Raw genomic sequence first — 17904 nt, forward strand, 5'->3', positions numbered from 1 at the left:
GGCCAGCTCCTGGGCAGGCTGATCCTGGTTCGGAACCCGCGGTTCCGAACCTTCACCTGCTGCTGACCTGATGTCAGCCACGGTGTCCGCCCACGAGCACAGAGTGCCCGGTCGGACAGCGCAGAAGCAAAGTCATCGTCATCCCCGTTTGGCGGCGTGGACGGGTGGCAGTCACTGCGGTGGTGGATACGGACCGTATCCTCCCGGCGGTCCTTGTTGACCAGGGGGTCCCGGTGGGTAACTGGGCGGACCGGCTGCGTGACCGGGTTGCCCAGAGGGATACCCGGACTGAGCAGGCGGATAACCATCCTGTGGGCGCGGGTACGCGCCCTGGCCACCCGGTCCGGGCAGTGCCCCGCCGGGTCCCATCGGAGCGCCGGGCGGCACCGGTGCACCGGCGTACTGCGGGGCGGCCTGGGCGAACGCCGGCATCGGGGGGAACGGGACGCTCGGGCGCCGTTGCCGGAGCTCGTCGAGGAGCCCCTTCTCGGTCTCCAGCGCCTCGGGCCCGATCACCTGGCGGACGATCTTGTCTCGCAGGTACGCCAGCTCGGTGGCGTTGTGCTGGAACGCCTTGGCGGCCACCTCCGCCTGGGAGCCGTACCGCCGCGCGTTCTGCCGCAGCGCCTTGCGCCCGCGCAGCGTCGCTATCAGTGGTACGTCCTGCGGCACCAGCCATCCGAACCGCACATAGTCATACAGCCTCGACGCGATCATCTGCCCCTCCCGGGACCGCATCACCAGCGCGAAGACCACGAGGCAGATGAAGAGCGGAACCATCAGGCACAGGTACGCGAGGATGAAGCCACCGCCGCCGGCCCAGCTCGCGGACGCGTTCCACGCCGCATGCGCCAGGACCGCGGCCAGATACCCGACCACCGGGGCCAGATACCGCACGACGGTACTTCGGTGCCGGATCGCGACGCCGATGCCGATCGCGGTGAACGATGTGAAGAGTGGATGCGCGAACGGCGAGATCACGCCGCGGATGATGAACAGCGCGAACGCACCGCGCAGACCGGCGTCGCTGCCGGCCTCCTCGGAGAGCGTGTTGAAGACGCGGCCGTAGTACAGGATGTTCTCGGTGAAGGCGAAGCCGACGCCGACCATCCCGGCGTACACCAGGCCGTCGATGATGCCGTCGAACTCCTTGCGCCGGACCAGCGCCAGCAGCAGGATCACGGAGCCCTTGGCGAACTCCTCCACCGGCGGCGCGACGAAGACCGCGGACCGGTCGCCGCCGACGCCGGTCTCGGCCAGCCGGTGCGACACCTCGGTGTTGATGAAGATCGCGGCCAGCGTGGCGATGAACGCGCCCCAGCAGAGCGCGAAGACGATGTACTTCGTCGGCTCGGGCTCGTACCGGTCCAGCCAGAGGTAGAGCGCGATCACCGGGATGACCGGGACGAACGCGAACACCAGGCCCCAGGTGAAGCCGCCGGCGCCGGTCGACTTGGCCACGATTCCGAAGATCACCAGACCCGCGATCGCGAAGACCACCGCGATCACGATGCCGATCAGCACGCCGCGGTTCCGCCGCTGCCCGGGCACGGGATGTTTCCCGAGCACGTTGGGCTGCGGGTACGGTCCGCCGGGCGAGTACGCCGACCCCGCCGCGGGTTGCGGCGCGCCGGACTGGCCTGGTGAGGGGTAACTCATGCCCCGCAGCCTAGTTGGGGTGCAGATCCAGCGGCAGGACCACCCACTCAGCGTTACCGGGATGGAACGACAGCCCTGTACTTCGCCGCGCCCGGAACCAGCACGATCGGGAACCCAGAGGCGAGATCACCCGGCGATCTGAGAGACTCTTCCCTGCCGTTCGCCCCCGTAGCTCAGCTGGATAGAGCGACAGACTTCTAATCTGTGGGTCGCAGGTTCGAATCCTGCCGGGGGCGCTCCAGGCCTCACATCGCTTGTGATGGCGATCACAGAGTCCGCCCGAGGGGCTGCGGCTCTCAGGGAGTTCCTAGCGACTTCTCAGTTCGTTCTCGGGGCGATCCGCGCGCGCCGTTCGTCTTACCGGTACGCGTGGGAAGGACGGACCTGATGCATGCAGGAGTCATCGAAGGAGTACTACGAGGCCGGGAGCTGCGGTACGCCGTTGACGCTGTCGTGGTGCTGGCCGGCATACCCGGGGCGGGAAAGAGCACGTTCCTGCGCCGGGTGTTCGCCGACAACAACAAGGCCGGCAACAAGACGGTGCGAGTGCTCGACTCGGCACACATCCGCGACCGCTGGATGCCCGTCCTCGGAGCACTCCCCTACGCCCTCTGGCGACCACTCGTGCATCTCGTGTACTACGTGACCCTCCTGAGCGCGATACGCCCCGGCGGCGGGCCCCTGGTGATCCACGACTGCGCGACCCGCCCCTGGGCGCGGCGCCTGATCGGCCGGCGCGCCCGGCAAGTAGGCCTGCCGCTGCACCTGATCCTCCTCGACGTACCTGGAGACGTGGCCCGCTCCGGCCAGTGGGCCCGCGGACGGGTAGTGAGGTCGACGAGCATGGAGACCCATTGCAGGCGGTGGCCGGACGTGGTCGCGATGGCTGCGAGTGACCCGAGCAGCGTGGTCCCCGGGGCACTGTCGGCGGTCGTCCTGTCACGCCACGAAGCCAATCAGGTGGAGCAGGTCGCGTTCGGTGACCACCACGTGAGGTCTGGTTGCAGCTGACGTCGCGCGGGAACATGTGTGGGTGTTGAGGGACCCCGCCCACTCGGTCCCGTGATGCCTCAGGAGGAACCCGTGAGGATCGAACGTACGTCACGCGTGCGCCGCATTGGCCAACTCATTGCCGTCGTCAGTGCGGTCGCAGCATCGCTGTACGCCGTACCGGCGGAGGCTAAGGCTCCGTCTCCGGCTGCGCAGCTGGCCGCGGCGCAGTCCGCTGTCGAGCAGTCCGCCGTACGAGGGGTCGCCTGGTACACCGACGCGGCCGCGGGCAAGGTTGTCGTGACAGCCGACAGCACGGTGTCCGCCAAGGACCTTGCCTCGCTGCAGCGCGACGGTGTGCAGGTCAACCGCACGAGCGGTGTCTTCAGACCACTCCTTTCAGCTGGTGACGCCATCTACGGCGGGCAGTACCGCTGCTCGCTCGGCTTCAACGTGCAGAAGGGCGGCAGCTACTACTTCCTGACTGCCGGCCACTGCGGCAAGGTCGCCAAGAGCTGGTACACCAACTCCAACCACAGCACGCTGATCGGCCCGACCGCCGGCTACAGCTTCCCTGGCAACGACTACGCGCTGGTGCAGTACACGAACACCTCGCTGAGCCACCCGGGCGGTTTCACGGCGGCGAACGCCTTTGTCGGTGAGCGTGTCACCCGCGACGGCTCGACGACCGGCATCCACAGCGGCACGGTGACAGCCCTCAACGTCACGGTGCGGTACTCCGGCGCGGGCAAGGTCGGCGGCCTGATCCAGACCAACGTGTGCGCCGAGCCGGGCGACTCCGGCGGCCCGCTGTACGACGGTACGAAGGCGATCGGCATCACTTCTGGCGGCAGCGGCGACTGCAGCAGCGGAGGTACGACGTTCTTCCAGCCCGTCACCGAAGCCGCGTCGGCGTACGGCGTGACCATCTACTGACCTTCGCTCGTTGACGATCCGGCCGCGCCTGGTGTGCGGCCGGATCGTTCGCGCCCAGGAACTGTCGGTGGCTGCTGATTGGGTTGGGCTTGTCGATGGGGAGGAGCTGGGATGAAGGTTCGAGTCGGGCGCGAGGTGCTGGCCGAGGCTGTTGGATGGGTTGCGCGTGGGCTGCCGAGCAGGCCGAGTGTGCCGATTCTGGCCGGGATGGTCGTCGAAGCCGGGGACGGGCAGGTGACGTTGTCCGGGTTCGACTACGAGAGCTCGGGGCAGGTCAGCGTGCCGGCCGAAGTGGCCGACGAGGGGCGGGTGCTGGTGTCCGGGCGGCTGCTGTCGGACATCTGCCGGAGCATGCCCCGGGACACGGTGGATCTGAGCGGTGAGGCGGCTCGGGTCCAGGTGAGTAGCGGGGCCGCCCGATTCGACCTTCACACCTTGCCGCTCGACGAGTATCCGGCGTTGCCGGAGATGCCCGCGGTGAGTGGCGTGGTCGACGGGGAGGTCTTCGCGCACGCGGTCGCGCAGGTCGTGAGCGCGGCCGGCCGGGACGACACGCTCCCGGTCTTCACCGGGATCCGGCTGGAGATCCGCGGGTCGGCCATTTCGCTGCTGGCGACCGACCGCTACCGGCTGGCGCTCCGGACGTTCCCCTGGGAGCCGGCCGACGCCGGCGTCGAGGCGAACGTGCTGGTTCCGGCCAAACTGCTCTTGAACGTCGCCAAGGCGATGTCCGGTCACGACTTGACGCTTGCGCTAGGTTCGACCCGCACTGGCGACGGGTTGATGGGGTTCGAGGGTGGTGGGCGGCGGGCGACGAGCCGGCTGATCGACGGCGAGTTCCCGAGGGTTCGCGGGCTGATTCCGGCCGAGAGTGCGATCACCAGCACCGTGACCGTGGAGACGGCGGCGCTCGTCGAGGTCGTCAAGCGCGTGGCACTCGTGGCGGAGCGGTCGGCGCCGGTGCGGCTCACCTTCGCAGACGGTACGGCGGCGCTCGACGCGGGCAATGGTGAAGAGGCGCAGGCGTCGGAGGCCGTCGAGGTCACGCTCACCGGCGAGCCGGTCGTGACCGGCTTCAACGCCGGCTACCTGCTCGACGGACTGGCGTCGCTGGGCACCCCGTTCGCGCATTTCGCCTTCACCCAACCCACCAAACCGGCCAACCTGACCGGCCTGCGCTCGTCCGACGATGCGCCGACGGCAGACTCCGCCTACATCCTGATGCCGATGCGCCTGCCGACCTGATGTCAAGCTGCCAGCTACGGCTCCGACCAGAAGGCACAGACCTAGCGGAGGAGTAGCAGATGGAGTTCGAGCGGCACTGCGCACTGATCGTCGAGCAGGCCGAGCTGCTGGCAGGCCACCTGAGCGAGGGCAAGGACCTGGGCACTGCGGTCCCGTCGTGTCCCGGGTGGAACGTCGGGCAGTTGGTCCGTCACGTCGGCGGGGCGCACCGCGAGGCGACCGTGATCGCCAGGACCGGCGAGGCGCCGCCCGACGACGAGTTCCGCGACCCGACGCATTGGTACGCCGACGCGTCCGCGTGCACCGACGAAGCGGTCCGCGAGCTCGCCGCGTGGATCGTCGACGGCGCACGTGAGCTGGCCGAGGCGCTGCGCACCGCCGGACCCGACGTACCGATCCGGATGCCGATCGACGAGCCGACGACCCGCTTCACCGCGCGGCGGATGGCACACGAGACTGTGATGCACCGGGCCGACGCAGCGCTGGCGCTCGGCGTGGCGTACGAGCTGGATCCCGAGGTCGCGATCGACGGGATCGACGAGTGGATGGAGCTCGGGGCGCTCCCGCTCCACTTCGAGGTGCACCCGTGGATGCGCGAGCTGCTCGCGCCGGGCCGCACGCTGAAGTTCGCCGCGCCGGAGCAGTCGTGGGTGGTCGACCTGACCGGCGACGCGATCCGCTGGCGCCACAGCACCGAGCCGGCCGCGGTGACCGTCCGCGGCCCGGTGACCGACCTCCTGCTGCATCTGTACAAACGCCGTGACGAGATGATCGAGGTGGACGGCGACAAGGACCTTCTCGAGTACTACTGGGAGCGCGTCAGCTTTGGATGAGGATGTAATCGCGAGGTACCTCGCGCGGCGCGACCCGATCGAGCAGCCGGTCGATCGGGTGGTGTTGATGGGCTCGGCGGTGCTGGAGTCGGTCGAGGCGGCCGCGGAGGCGCATCGTGCGTACGGCGCGCCGATCCTGGTGAGTGGCGGCATCGGGCATTCGACGAGCTTCCTCGAAGATGCCCTGCGTCAACGAGGTGTGGAGGCAACAACCGGTCGGCCGGAGTCGCACGTGTTTCGCGATCTCCTGACCAGCGCCGGCGTCGCACCCGAGGACGTCGCCGTCGAGGATCGGTCCACCAACTGTGGCGAGAACGCGGCGTTCACCCGGGAGCTGATCAGTACACCGCAAACGCTGCTGCTGATCCAGGACCCGACGATGCAACGTCGTACGCATGCCTGTTTCGAGCGATCCTTCGCCGACCTCGCCGGTACGACGCTGATCAGCCGCGCACCGCTCATCCCGTGGATCGGCCCCGACCGCGTGAGCGCCGGCCCGGACAGACCCGAGATCTGGACCCGCGACCGCTTCCGCTCCCTGATCCTCGGCGAGATCCACCGCCTGTCACCGGACGTCTACGGCCCCCGCGGCCGCAACTTCATCGACCACGTCGACATCCCCGCCGAAGTACTTGCCGCCTACAACGAACTGGCCACCCGCCATCCTCAGCTCGTACGCGCGGCCGCCACCTGATCGATCTGCGCTTCCAGCTAGTCGAAGCCAGCTCTTGAACAGCGTGTCGTCGGTCACCGACACGGCTTATCAACGGGCAGGGTCGTCATCCGACGGTCGCACGGCAGATCAGGCTCAGGGCTGACGATCAGGCGGTGCACATCCGCTGTAGTGGGTGACGAACTCAGCGAAAGGATGGCTGTGGAACCCACCAGGGGCAGGCTCCACGAGGTTGACCTGTTGCGGATTCTCGCGGCGGTCTCGGTGATGGCGTACCACTATCTGTTCTCCGCGTACGCCGGTGGACTCAGCAACCTGCGCTTCCCGCACGTGGACGTGGTCGCGCGGTACGGGTACCTCGGTGTCGATCTGTTCTTCACGATCAGCGGGTTCGTGGTCCTGCTCAGTGCGTGGGATCGCAGCCCGCGGTCGTTCGTCATCTCGCGGGCGGTCCGCCTCTATCCGGCGTACTGGATCGCTGTCACGCTCACCACGATCGTCTCGATCGGCCTCGGCCAGGGGCGATTCCCGGTCTCGCTTCCGCAGTACCTGGCGAATCTGACGATGTTCAACTCGCTGCCGAACATCGAGAACGTCGACGTCGTCTACTGGACGCTGTGGGCCGAGCTGCGGTTCTACGCGATGATCCTGGTCCTCACCTGGATCGGCATCACCGCGCGCCGGGTCACGGCCTTCTGCTGGGCCTGGCTGGCCGCGACCTTCGTCTTCCAGGCCGGATTGTTGCCGCACGCAACGGACCTGGTCCTGAACACGCAGTTCGCGCACTACTTCATCGCCGGGATGGCGCTCTGCCTGATCCACCGGTACGGCGCGACGCCGCAGACGATCGCCATCGTCGCGATCTCGCTCGGCAACGCGGTCTACCGGGGAATCGGGTTCGCCGACCGGGTCGGGATCCGGTACCACACCGAGCTGCACCGCCCGGTCGTCGTCGTGATCATCGTCGCGATCTTCGCGATCATGCTCGCGGTCGCACTCCGGCGCACCCATCGCCTCGGCCGGCCGTGGTTCGCGGTCCTCGGAGCGCTCACCTACCCGCTGTACCTGGTCCACGCACACATCGGCTTCATCATCTTCGAGCGCCTCGGCGACCAGGTGAACCACGTCCTCCTGGTCGTCGCGACGATGCTCCTGATGACCGGCGTCGCGGCCGCCCTGCACTACGGCGTAGAGCGGCCGCTAGCGCCACGTCTCAAGCGCCTCCTCGACCGGGTCCTCCCCGGTCGACCGGGTCACGCACTGAGGAAGTAGTCCGACAGCACCCGAGCCAGCGTCTCCGGCGGCAGCGTGTGGAACGTTCCGTCATGTCCTTCCACCGTGCCCTGCGGCAACGCAGCAACGGCCTCCTGCACGGACCGCCGCAGCCACTCCGGACTGGCATTGCTGTACAGCCCCAGCGTCGGTACGTCGACCGACGCCAGCAGCTCCACCGGTACGGAGCTGTCCCGCAACTGCAGCGCGTCGTACACCAGCGTGTGCGCGATGGCCTCCATCCCTGCCCACATCGGCGACTGCCGAATCTGGTCGACCACCTCCTTCGGCTGCCCGACCGCCTCGACCATGAACAGTTCGGCCGCTCCACCCGGGTTCCCTGCGGCGACGAACTCCTGGAGCCGCTCGAGGTAGCGCTCCGGCGCCGGCGGCGCGCCATCGACCCGGAACGGCGGCTCCATGACCGCCTGCTTCTCGAACGGCAGCCCGGCCTGCAGCAACACCATCGACCCGGATGAGTACGCGCACGCGAACCGCGCGCCAGTCGCCGTGCGCACGGCGTCGAGGTCTTCCCACTCACGTTCCACCGCGTACGGCAGGGTGTCGCCGGAATCGCCACGGCCCCGCCGGTCGTAGTTCACGACGGTGAACGTCGCGGAGAGCGCCGTGGCGTCCTCGACGTACCGCGAGCGGTCGGTGAACCCTCCAGCGACGAGCACGAGTACCGGGCCACTGCCGTAGGTGTCGTACGCGAGCTCGGTGCCGTCCTTCGAGACAACCTTCTCCATCACAAACTCCTTTTGCCGAACAGGTCTCTGCCCAACCGTCGAGCGAGTGGCCACCAGACAGACATAGTGTGATCCACCTCACAGGACCACGAAACCTTCCCGCCCGTCAGAAGCATCACTACAGTTGGATTATGTATACAGGCGACTGCACACCGATCCGGACTCGTTGATGTTGCTCCGGCAGCTGGAGTACCTCGTCGCCCTCGCCCGCGAGAAGCACTTCGCCCGGGCGGCGGATGCCTGTTACGTCTCCCAGCCGTCGCTGTCCGCCGCGATCCGCAAGCTCGAGCAGGAGCTCGACGTACCGATCGTGCGCCGCGGCCGCCGCTTCGAAGGCCTGACCCCCGAGGGCGAGCGGGTGCTGCTCTGGGCGCAGCGGATCCTCGCCGAGCAGGACGCGCTCCGGCACGAGCTGTCGATGATGCGCGGCGGCCTGAACGGCACGCTCCGGCTCGGCGCGATCCCGACCGCGATGCCGGTCGTCTCGCTCCTGACGACACCGTTCTGCGAGCGGCACCCGAACACGCGCGTCACACTCGAGTCGCTGTCGTCGCGGGACATCACGCAGAAGCTGGCGGAGTTCGAGCTGGACGTCGCAATGACGTATCTCGACGACGACACCCTCGGACAGGTGCGCAAGACGCCGCTGTACGAGGAGCGGTACCTGCTGCTCACCCCGAAGGACACCGATCTCGCGCACCTGCCGGTGGCGACGTGGGCGCAGGTCGCCGAGTTGCCGCTCTGCCTGCTCTCCCCCGAGATGCGCAACCGCCGGATCATGAACGGGTACTTCACCGACGACGGCGCGACCGCGACACCGTCGATCGAGAGCGACACGGTCTCCGGTCTCTACAGTCACCTGCACGGCAACCATTGGTCGACGGTGATCTCGCACGCGTGGTTGCACATGTTCGGCGTACCGGACGGGATGCGCGTCGTACCGCTCAAACGCCCGGCGCACGGGCCACGCGTCGGCCTGGTGATCGCCGCGCGGAGCCCCGAACCCGTACTCGCCCGCGCGCTGCTCGACGTCGCCCGGCAGGCCGGCGTCCACAAGGCCCTCGACAGCCTGCTCGACGTGCACTTGATGGGTTCGGGCTATCTCGACATAGCGAGCAAGTCTTTGACCGTCGGTCCTTGACCCGGCGATGGTGGAAATCCCTTCAGAACAAGGAGATTCCTACCATGGCGAAGTTAGTGTGCGTGCTGTACGACGACCCCGCTGCCGGCTACCCGACGTCCTACGCGCGCGACGATATCCCTGCGATCGAACGCTACCCGGACGGCCAGACCGCGCCATCGCCTAAGTCGATCGACTTCACACCAGGCGCCCTGCTCGGAAGCGTGTCCGGTGAGCTCGGCTTGCGCAGTTTCCTCGAGAGCCAAGGCCATACGCTCGTCGTCATCTCCGACAAGGAGGCTGCCCTCGACCGCGAGCTTCCCGACGCCGATGTGGTGATCTCGCAACCGTTCTGGCCGGCGTACCTGACGGCCGAGCGGATCGCGAAGGCGCCGAAGCTCAAGCTCGCGATCACCGCCGGGATCGGGTCCGACCACGTCGACCTGGACGCCGCGATCGACGCCGGCATGACGGTTGCCGAGGTCACCTACTCGAACAGCATCAGCGTCGCCGAGCACGTGGTGATGATGATCCTCGGGCTGGTGCGGAACTACCTCCCGTCGCACCAGGTGGTGGTCGACGGCGGATGGAACATCGCGGACTGCGTCGCACGCTCGTACGACCTCGAGGGGATGCACGTCGGCACGGTCGCGGCCGGCCGGATCGGGACCGCCGTACTGCGGCGGCTGGCGCCGTTCGACGTGCAGTTGCACTACACCGACCGGCACCGGCTGCCGGAGTCGGTGGAGCGCGAACTCAACCTCACCTTCCACCCGAGCGCAGCCGACATGGTCCCGCACTGCGACGTGGTCACGATCAACGCGCCCTTGCACCCGGAGACCGAGGGGCTGTTCGGCGACGAACTGCTCGGCAGCATGAAACGCGGCACCTACCTGATCAACACGGCCCGCGCGAAGATCGCCGACCGGGACGCGATCGTGCGGGCGCTGGAGAGCGGGCAGCTGGCCGGGTACGCCGGTGACGTCTGGTACCCGCAGCCGGCGCCGGCCGACCACCCGTGGCGGACCATGCCCGACCACGGGATGACGCCGCACATCTCCGGCTCGTCGCTGTCCGCGCAGACCCGGTACGCCGCGGGCACGCGGGAGATCCTGGAGTCCTGGCTGAGCGGTACGCCGATCCGCGACGAGTACCTGATCGTCGACGGAGGGCGACTGGCCGGTGCCGGAGCGCACGCGTACTCCACCACGGTGTAAGCGGGATCACGGCGTACGTAACCGGGATCACGTGAGACGCGGGCAGAACCGGTCAGTACGCCTGGTTGAATGTATACAGAAGCCAGAATTCAAGGAAGGGTAGAAATGATCTTCACACGTAGGTTCGGCGCTCTGGCGGCTCGCCCGCAGTTCCCGGATGCCCCGGAGCTGCAGGAGCTGAACAAGCCGGTCGATCTCGATGCCGAGCTCGCCGGGCTGACCACTCAGGATGCCCGTGGCGCCCACGACGACGGCCGCCGGAACGCGGACGAGTCCGCGGCCTGACCCCGGCGTACCGGGCAACCGGCGCCGGCGGTATATGTCAGAGCATGGCACTTGGTAGACTGTCTACCAAGTGCCATGACTGTAGGACCGGAAGGGACCTCATGACGACGATCAGTGCGGGGCCAGGGGCGGGCGCGGAACCGGCCGGTGTGCGGCACGTCAAGCGGCCGACGCCGTTGCGGGAGTCGGTGTACGAGGCCCTCACGGAGATGATCATCGACGGCACGCTCGAGCGCGGGCGGCACCTGGTCGAGGTCGAGCTCGCCGGGATCCTGGGCGTCTCGCGGCAGCCGGTGCGCGAGGCCCTGCAGCGCTTGAACAACGAAGGCTGGGTCGATCTGCGGCCCGGGTTCGGTGCGATGGTGCACGTGCCGGCCGAGGACGAGGTCGACCAGTTGCTGGCGGCCCGTGCGGCGCTGGAGTCGGAGTCCGCGCGGCTCGCGGCCCGGCACGCGTCGAAGGACGACGTCGCCAAGTTGCGCGAGCTGTGCAAGATCGGCACGGCGTACCAGGAGGCCGGCGACATCGACGGCACGGTCCGGACGAACGCCGAGCTCCACAGCCTGATCACCCAGATGTCCGGCAACCGTTTCCTGGTCGACTTCGCCGCCCAGGTCGACCGCCGCGTCCGCTGGTACTACACCCCCGTCGCCCCCGTCCGCGGCGCAGCCTCCTGGCGCGAGCACAACCGTCTCGTCAAGGCCATCAGCGAAGGCGACGAAGACAAGGCCGCCCAGATCATGCGCGAACACACCGAACACACCCGCAAGGCCTACCACGACCTCCAAGCAACAACCGCGCCGGCCGAAACCCCCGAACCCGACACCTCCCCCCGTCGCCGCCGCCGCACGAACTGACGCCGATCCAGCGACCGGGGCATGGCGTTGCCCGTCGGGTCAACAACCAGCTGAATCACTCCGCGATAGCAGTGGTGTTCGCTGGCCCGTTCCGACCAAGGGCCCGGTGGCAACGGGCCGGACGTGTGCCACTCAGTAACCGGTGGCGGACGCCCGGGATCAGGCGTGCGATGTCGTTACTCGTGACCCTGCCGCGGGGTTAGTGAGTGCCAGCGGTTCCGCCCACCTGTGCCCTTGCGGCGCCGCGGCGGCTGCCCTTACCGCAAGACGAACAGGCCGTGTTTCCGGAACATAATCGTCACGGAGCGGCAAGAATGTTCCGGAAAGCCCCGCTGCAGGCCAGCGGGTAGTGCGAGCCGCCGTGACGCGTGTTCTTTCAAACCCAACCCGGTACCCGGCGCCGGTCACAGTCGCCGTCAGCACGAGAAGCGCACCCGCCGAAGGCGGCAATCGAGCTGCCGCCGCGCAGCGGTGTCCCTTCAGCACACACCAGTCGCCCGCAGCCTGGTGGTTGCGGGCGACTGGTGGGGGTTAGCGGTTGCGGCCGGTGGCGGCTTTGCGGGCTGCCAGGGCGGTGGCCAGGTGGGTGTACTGCTCCACGACCCGCCGCGCGTAGACGTTGCGGTCGAGGATGTGTGGCCACCAGAGGCGGCCGATCTGTTCTTGCATCCAGAGGAAGCCGATCGCGAATCCCATGCTCACCAGGGCACGGAAGGCGAGGAACTTCCACGGTTCCGGTGGCAGGCCGGGTGAACCGGTGATCACCCAGGCGGTGACCACCGAGTGCACCAGGAGCGCCAGCGGGAACGCGATCACCCAGTAGACCGCCGCCGGCGCGAACACGCCCGCGGGGACTTTGCCCAGCGCAACGAGTACGGCGTACCCGGAGCCGAACAGGATCAGTGGTACGCCGAGACCGAGCCCGGTGACGACTGCCCAACCGGCGGGCTGGCCGACGAACGCGGCCAGTCCACCGGCGATGAGTCCGGCTGCCGCGCCGACCGACGCGGCCGGAACGCAGTACTCCGCCAACTGCTTCACATCAGTCATGGTCAGCCCACAGCCACGCCGAAGCGGAACAGGCAGTAGAACAGCATCCCGAGGTAGAACACCGCTCCGAACCCGATGATCACGTTCCGCACCGGGCCGGGACGGATCTTCTTGGGCAGCAGCATGTTGTTCGTCAGCAGCAACACGATGCAGTACGCGCCCATCGCGAAGGTGGACAGGAACGCGAGCGTGTCCAGGATCCCGGCCGGGCCGTCGGCGGGACCGAACAGCAGGATCAGGATGCCGAACAGGATCACGCCCCACAGGAACCCGGCATACAGCCGCGACATCGAGAACCGTTTGGCACCCGGCACGAAGTAGTACGTCATGTCCGCCTGACCGCGGGAGAACGAGTCGAACAGACCGAGGGTCGCGTTCAGCCCGATCAGTGCGATGAACGCGAAGAACAGCTTCCCGAGGATCGGCGAACCGGCCGACGCGAACGCGTCCGACATCGCCTTCAGCGCCGCTTCCCGGTCACCTCCCTCGATCAGCGAAGCGACGTTCGGGTTCTCGCGAGCCGCCGACATGGCCAGCACGGTGAACGAGACCGTGACCAGCATCGTGATGCCCCAGAAGAGCAGCAGCGCGTCGAACGTGACCCACTTGCGCCAGCCCTTCCACTTCGCCATCTCGGCCGGATCCTCGGTGTCGAACATGAACCCGCGCGACGGCATCGACTCCGCCTCGTTCGCGGCCCGCAGCCCGCGGATCTTCGGGATGTGCGCGCCCATGCCGGCGCCGCTGTCCCGCAGCTGCAGCGTGTACCACATCTGCTGCATCCCGGACGGCCCGGCGAACGCGATCGAACCGACCACGACCGGGAACCAGGCCGACGTCATCGCGTCGTCCGGGAAGTACCCGAACGCGAACATCCCGGACAGGGTGCGGCCGAGGTCGTCGAAGTTGCCGACGATCGCCGCGATCACCGACGTACCGACGACCAGCAACCCGATCAGCAGACCGAGCAGCTTCTCGAGGAAGTTGTAGATCACCGACAGCAGGCTGAACAGCACACCGACGAACACCAGAGCCACGCACGCGGTGACCTGCCAAGGTACGCCGGAGATCTCCTCGAACGCGGCCGCACCGGCGGACAGATGGCCCGGCCACATGTAGATCAGGATCGCCGCCGCGTAGAAGAACCACATCAGCGGTTTGAAGATCCGGGCCGCGCCGAAGAAGATGCTCTCCCCGGTGGCCATCGCGTACCGCGCCATCTCCAGCAGCACGAACGCCTGCAGCGTGACACCGACCATGAACAACCAGCGGATGTCCGGCCCGAACACCAGGACGAGCCGGGGCCACATGTACGACTCCCCCATCCCCACGCCCAGCGCGACCAGGAAGACGGTCGGACCGAGGATGTGGATGGAGGGCGGTGCGTCCGGAAGTTTCCGGATCGGCATCGGTTCGAGCCTGCCCGCTTTCCAGACCTTCTCGGTCACGGCTGCCGCGGCCGGCTCTTCGGGAACTTCTGAGGTCTTGCTCGTGACGTCCAAGGCGGACTCCTTAGTTCGACGCCAACTAGCGGATCAACTTCCCCCGCGTGCTCCTGCCTCCAATCAACTGATGCCGAGCGGCCCGGCGTTGCGGGCCCAGCGGTACTTGGCACCGAGGACCTGGACCGGGGTCTCGGTGGTGTACGGGTACGCGACCACACCGTGGTCGAACAGGTACTGCGACGCTTCCTCGACCTCGACGTCACCGGACAGCGAGGCGACCACGGGCTTGTCGATGCCCTTGGCCCGGAACTCCTCGACCACCTCGGCGACCAGCTTCGCGAACACCATCGGCGGCGTCACGATCGTGTGCCAGTAGCCCAGGATCAGGGCGTGGATGCGCTCGTCGGACAGCCCGAGCGCGACCGTGTTCCGGTACGTCGACGGCGGCTCGCCCCCGGTGATGTCGACCGGGTTGCCGGCCGCACCGAACGGCGGGATGAACTTCCGGAACGCAGCGTCCAGATCGGCCGGGATGTCCATCAGCGTCAGACCGTTGTCCACACAGGCGTCCGACAGCAGTACGCCGGAACCGCCCGCGCCGGTGATGATGACGACGTTCTCGCCCTTCGGTGTCGGCAGCAGCGGGATACCGCGGGCGTACTGGAGCATCTCGTTCAGCCCCGGCGCCCGGACCACCCCGCTCTGCCGCAGGATGTCGTCGTACACCTTGTCGTTGCCGGCCAGGGCGCCGGTGTGCGAGCTGGCCGCCCGCGCGCCCATGGAGGTACGGCCGGCCTTCAGGACGACGACCGGCTTCTTCTTTGACACCCGGGCCGCCGTCTCGGCGAACGCCCGGCCGTCCTTCAAATCCTCAAGATGCATGGCGATCAGGTTGGTGTTGTCGTCGCTCTCGAAGAACGTCAGGAGGTCATCCTCGTCGATGTCGGCCTTGTTGCCTACCCCAACGATCGCGGAAACCCCCATCCGGCTGGACCGGCTGAACCCGAGGATCGCCATCCCGATCCCGCCCGACTGCGACGACAGGGCGACGGACCCGCGCACGTCGTACGGCGTGCAGAACGTCGCGCACAGGCTTTCCGGCAGGTAGTAGTAGCCGTAGATGTTCGGTCCCAGAATGCGGACATTGTGTTTGCGGGCGATCGCGACGACCTCGTCCTGGAGCGCCTGCTCGCCGGTCTCGGCGAACCCGGACGGGATCAGGATCGCGCCCGCGACTCCCTTCTGACCGCACTGCTCGAGCGCCCCACCGACGAACTTGGCCGGTACGGCGAACACCGCGACGTCGACGTCACCCGGTACGTCGGTGATCGACGGGAACGCCTTCAGACCGAGGATCTCGTCGGCCTTCGGGTTGATCGGGTAGATGTCCCCGGCGTACCCGCCGTTGACCAGGTTCTTCATCACCGAGTTGCCGATCTTGCCGTCCTCGTTGGACGCCCCGATCACGGCTACCGCGCGCGGCTTCATGATCCGGGTCATCGCGGTCAGGATCTCCTCCTGGCTGTACCGCTCGACCGGTTTCCCGGCCTCGGCGTCCACGATGATCCGGAAGTCGACCGCGGTGGCGCCGTCCGGCCCGGCGAGCACCGGGTTCAGGTCGACCTCCGCGAACTGCGGAAAGTCCGTGACGAGGTCGGACACGCGCTTGATCAGATTGCCGACAATCTCCTTGTCGACCGGTCGCGCGCCACGAACGCCCTCGAGCATCTCGCGCGCGCCGATCCCGTCGACCATCGCCCGCGCTTCGTCGTCGGACAGCGGAGCCAGCCGGAAGGTCACGTCCTTCAGCACCTCGACAAGTACGCCGCCCAGCCCGAACGCGACCACCTTGCCGAACGTCGGGTCGGTGACCGCACCGACGATGACCTCCTGCACGTCACCGCCGGTGACCAGCATCTTCTGCACCTGCACGCCGACAATGTCTGCATCTGGTTTGTAGGCTGTCGCGTTGTCGACAATCTGCTTGTACGCCGCCAGCGCGGCATCCTCGGTGTCGACCCCGACGACCACGCCGCCGGCGTCGGTCTTGTGCAGGATGTCCGGCGAGACGATCTTCAGCACGACCGGGAAACCGATCTCGGCCGCGAGGCCGGCGGCGCCCTCGGCAGTCGTGGCCAGCCCCTCGCCCGGCGTCGGGATGCCGTACGCGTCGGCGACCAGCTTGGCCTCCGGCGCGCTCAGCGAGGTGCGGCCGTCCGCCAGAGCCTGGTCGAGGATGGTCCGGACTGCTGCCTTGTCATAAGTCATGCGTCGCACTCCATTTCAGATCACGCCGGATTTCAGATCACGCCGGCGGCTTTGAGTTCGGACAGCTCGGCCGTGTCGATACCGAGCGAGCCGTAGATGACGGAGTTGTGTTCGCCGAGGCCTGGTGACGTCTGGACGTCGACCGGGGAGTCGGACAGCCTGATCGGGCAGCCGACGGTCTTGAACGTGCCGCGCTGCGGGTGCTCGACCTCGACCACCGCGCCGAGGTCGGCGAGCGTCTCGTCCGCGATCAGCTCGGCTGTCGACATGATCGGCCCGCACGGGACGTTCAGGGCGTTGAGCTTGTCCATCACCTCGAACTTGGTGTGCTGCTCGGTCCACTGCTCGATGAGCGCGAACATCTTGTCGAGCTTGTCCAGCCGCGCGGCCGGCGTCGCCCAGTCCGGGTCCTCGGCCAGCTCCGGCTTGCCGATCAAGTTGGCGATCGGCGCCCAGCCCGGCGGCTGCACGATCACGTAGATGTAGTCGTTCGGTCCGCCGGGTGCGCAACGCAGCGCCCAGCCGGGCTGGCCGCCGCCGGACGCGTTCCCGGACCGCGGCACCTCGCCGTTGAAGTTGTCGTTCGGGTACTCGCGCAGCGGACCGTGCGTCAGCCGCTGCTGATCGCGCAGCTTGACCCGGGTCAGGTTCAGGACCGCTTCCTGCATGGCCACGGTGACCCGCTGGCCCTTGCCGGTGTGCGTCCGCTGGAGCAGCGCGGCGAGGATGCCGGCGACGAGGTGGATGCCGGTGCCGGAGTCACCGATCTGCGCACCGGTCGCGGTGGGCGGTCCGTCCTCGAACCCCGTCGTACTCATCGCGCCGCCCATCGCCTGGGCGACCACCTCGTACGCCTTGAAGTTCTCGTACCGGCCGGGGCCGAAGCCCTTGATCGACGCGAACACGAGGCCGGGGTTGAGCTCCTGGAGCCGTTCCCAGGTGAAGCCCATCCGGTCGATCGCGCCCGGAGCGAAGTTCTCGACCAGGACATCGGAGTTCTTCACCAGGTCGATGAAGATCTCCTTGCCGCGGTCGGACTTCATGTTCAGCGTGATGCTGCGCTTGTTGCAGTTGAGCATCGTGAAGTAGAGGCTGTCGACGTCCGGGAGGTCGCGCAGCTGCTGGCGGGTGATGTCGCCGGTCGGTGCCTCGAGCTTGATCACATCGGCGCCGAGCCAGGCGAGGAGCTGGGTGCAGGACGGTCCGGACTGCACGTGGGTCATGTCGAGAACACGGACACCCTCGAGGGCCGAACTCATCCGCGTCCTCGCTTCGCTCCGGGCGCGGCTGAGGCACGAGTTGGGC

The 17904-nt window shown here is 67.8% G+C and carries 16 protein-coding genes and 1 tRNA gene; 11 read left to right on the forward strand and 6 right to left on the reverse strand.

What is annotated here, in order from left to right:
- Positions 1–171 precede the first annotated feature (171 nt).
- Positions 172–1659, reverse strand: coding sequence for a PrsW family intramembrane metalloprotease (locus E0H45_RS43705; RefSeq protein WP_131343443.1), 1488 nt, complete (start codon positions 1657–1659; stop codon positions 172–174).
- 162 nt (positions 1660–1821) lie between these two features.
- Here E0H45_RS43705 and E0H45_RS30085 point away from each other — a divergent pair.
- The 7 genes from E0H45_RS30085 to E0H45_RS30115 all read left to right on the forward strand — a co-directional run bounded on the left by E0H45_RS30085 (position 1822) and on the right by E0H45_RS30115 (position 7608).
- Positions 1822–1895, forward strand: a tRNA-Arg gene (locus tag E0H45_RS30085).
- 151 nt (positions 1896–2046) lie between these two features.
- Positions 2047–2670, forward strand: a complete 624-nt coding sequence (locus E0H45_RS30090) for an AAA family ATPase (protein ID WP_131343445.1) — start codon at positions 2047–2049, stop codon at positions 2668–2670.
- A 72-nt stretch (positions 2671–2742) separates the two neighbouring features.
- Complete coding sequence (locus E0H45_RS30095) at positions 2743–3585, forward strand: S1 family peptidase (protein ID WP_131343447.1); 843 nt, start codon at positions 2743–2745, stop codon at positions 3583–3585.
- Positions 3586–3696: 111 nt separating this feature from the next.
- Positions 3697–4830 carry a DNA polymerase III subunit beta gene (dnaN, locus tag E0H45_RS30100; RefSeq protein WP_131343448.1) on the forward strand — a complete coding sequence of 378 codons (1134 nt, stop codon included), beginning with the start codon at positions 3697–3699 and terminating at the stop codon, positions 4828–4830.
- Positions 4831–4889: 59 nt separating this feature from the next.
- Positions 4890–5663, forward strand: coding sequence for a maleylpyruvate isomerase family mycothiol-dependent enzyme (locus E0H45_RS30105; RefSeq protein ID WP_131343450.1), 774 nt, complete (start codon positions 4890–4892; stop codon positions 5661–5663).
- Positions 5656–6357, forward strand: a complete 702-nt coding sequence (locus tag E0H45_RS30110) for a YdcF family protein (RefSeq protein ID WP_238155379.1) — start codon at positions 5656–5658, stop codon at positions 6355–6357. The genes E0H45_RS30105 and E0H45_RS30110 overlap by 8 nt, the downstream gene beginning before the upstream one ends.
- 174 nt (positions 6358–6531) lie before the next feature.
- Complete coding sequence (locus E0H45_RS30115; protein WP_131343452.1) at positions 6532–7608, forward strand: acyltransferase family protein; 1077 nt, start codon at positions 6532–6534, stop codon at positions 7606–7608.
- Here the strand turns inward: E0H45_RS30115 and E0H45_RS30120 are convergent.
- Positions 7590–8357 (reverse strand): alpha/beta fold hydrolase, encoded by a 768-nt coding sequence (locus E0H45_RS30120; protein WP_131343454.1) that lies wholly within the window; start codon positions 8355–8357, stop codon positions 7590–7592. The two genes, E0H45_RS30115 and E0H45_RS30120, sit on opposite strands and share 19 nt — an antisense overlap.
- A 169-nt stretch (positions 8358–8526) precedes the next feature.
- Here E0H45_RS30120 and E0H45_RS30125 point away from each other — a divergent pair, with 169 nt between their 5' ends.
- The 4 genes from E0H45_RS30125 to E0H45_RS30140 all read left to right on the forward strand — a co-directional run bounded on the left by E0H45_RS30125 (position 8527) and on the right by E0H45_RS30140 (position 11836).
- Entirely contained in the window at positions 8527–9498 is a 972-nt protein-coding gene (locus E0H45_RS30125) for a LysR family transcriptional regulator (RefSeq protein ID WP_131343456.1), read from the forward strand.
- Positions 9499–9542: 44 nt separating this feature from the next.
- A complete protein-coding gene (locus tag E0H45_RS30130; RefSeq protein ID WP_131343458.1) occupies positions 9543–10694 on the forward strand; it encodes an NAD-dependent formate dehydrogenase in 1152 nt (383 codons plus the stop codon).
- A gap of 105 nt (positions 10695–10799) precedes the next feature.
- Positions 10800–10979, forward strand: coding sequence for a hypothetical protein (locus tag E0H45_RS30135; RefSeq protein WP_131343460.1), 180 nt, complete (start codon positions 10800–10802; stop codon positions 10977–10979).
- A 101-nt stretch (positions 10980–11080) separates the two neighbouring features.
- Positions 11081–11836, forward strand: a complete 756-nt coding sequence (locus E0H45_RS30140) for a GntR family transcriptional regulator (protein WP_131343462.1) — start codon at positions 11081–11083, stop codon at positions 11834–11836.
- A gap of 531 nt (positions 11837–12367) precedes the next feature.
- On the opposite strand, the gene E0H45_RS30145 is transcribed toward E0H45_RS30140, so the two are convergent.
- The 4 genes from E0H45_RS30145 to frc form a co-directional block, all read right to left on the reverse strand.
- Entirely contained in the window at positions 12368–12886 is a 519-nt protein-coding gene (locus tag E0H45_RS30145) for a hypothetical protein (RefSeq protein ID WP_131343464.1), read from the reverse strand.
- Positions 12887–12888: 2 nt separating this feature from the next.
- A complete protein-coding gene (locus E0H45_RS30150; RefSeq protein ID WP_131343466.1) occupies positions 12889–14388 on the reverse strand; it encodes an Nramp family divalent metal transporter in 1500 nt (499 codons plus the stop codon).
- A gap of 63 nt (positions 14389–14451) precedes the next feature.
- Positions 14452–16599, reverse strand: coding sequence for an acetate--CoA ligase family protein (locus E0H45_RS30155; protein WP_131343468.1), 2148 nt, complete (start codon positions 16597–16599; stop codon positions 14452–14454).
- A gap of 32 nt (positions 16600–16631) precedes the next feature.
- Positions 16632–17858 (reverse strand): formyl-CoA transferase, encoded by a 1227-nt coding sequence (frc, locus tag E0H45_RS30160; RefSeq protein ID WP_131343471.1) that lies wholly within the window; start codon positions 17856–17858, stop codon positions 16632–16634.
- Positions 17859–17904: the final 46 nt, after the last annotated feature.

The sequence above is a fragment of the Kribbella soli genome, assembly GCF_004331345.1.
In the GTDB taxonomy this organism is placed as follows: Bacteria; Actinomycetota; Actinomycetes; order Propionibacteriales; family Kribbellaceae; genus Kribbella; species Kribbella soli.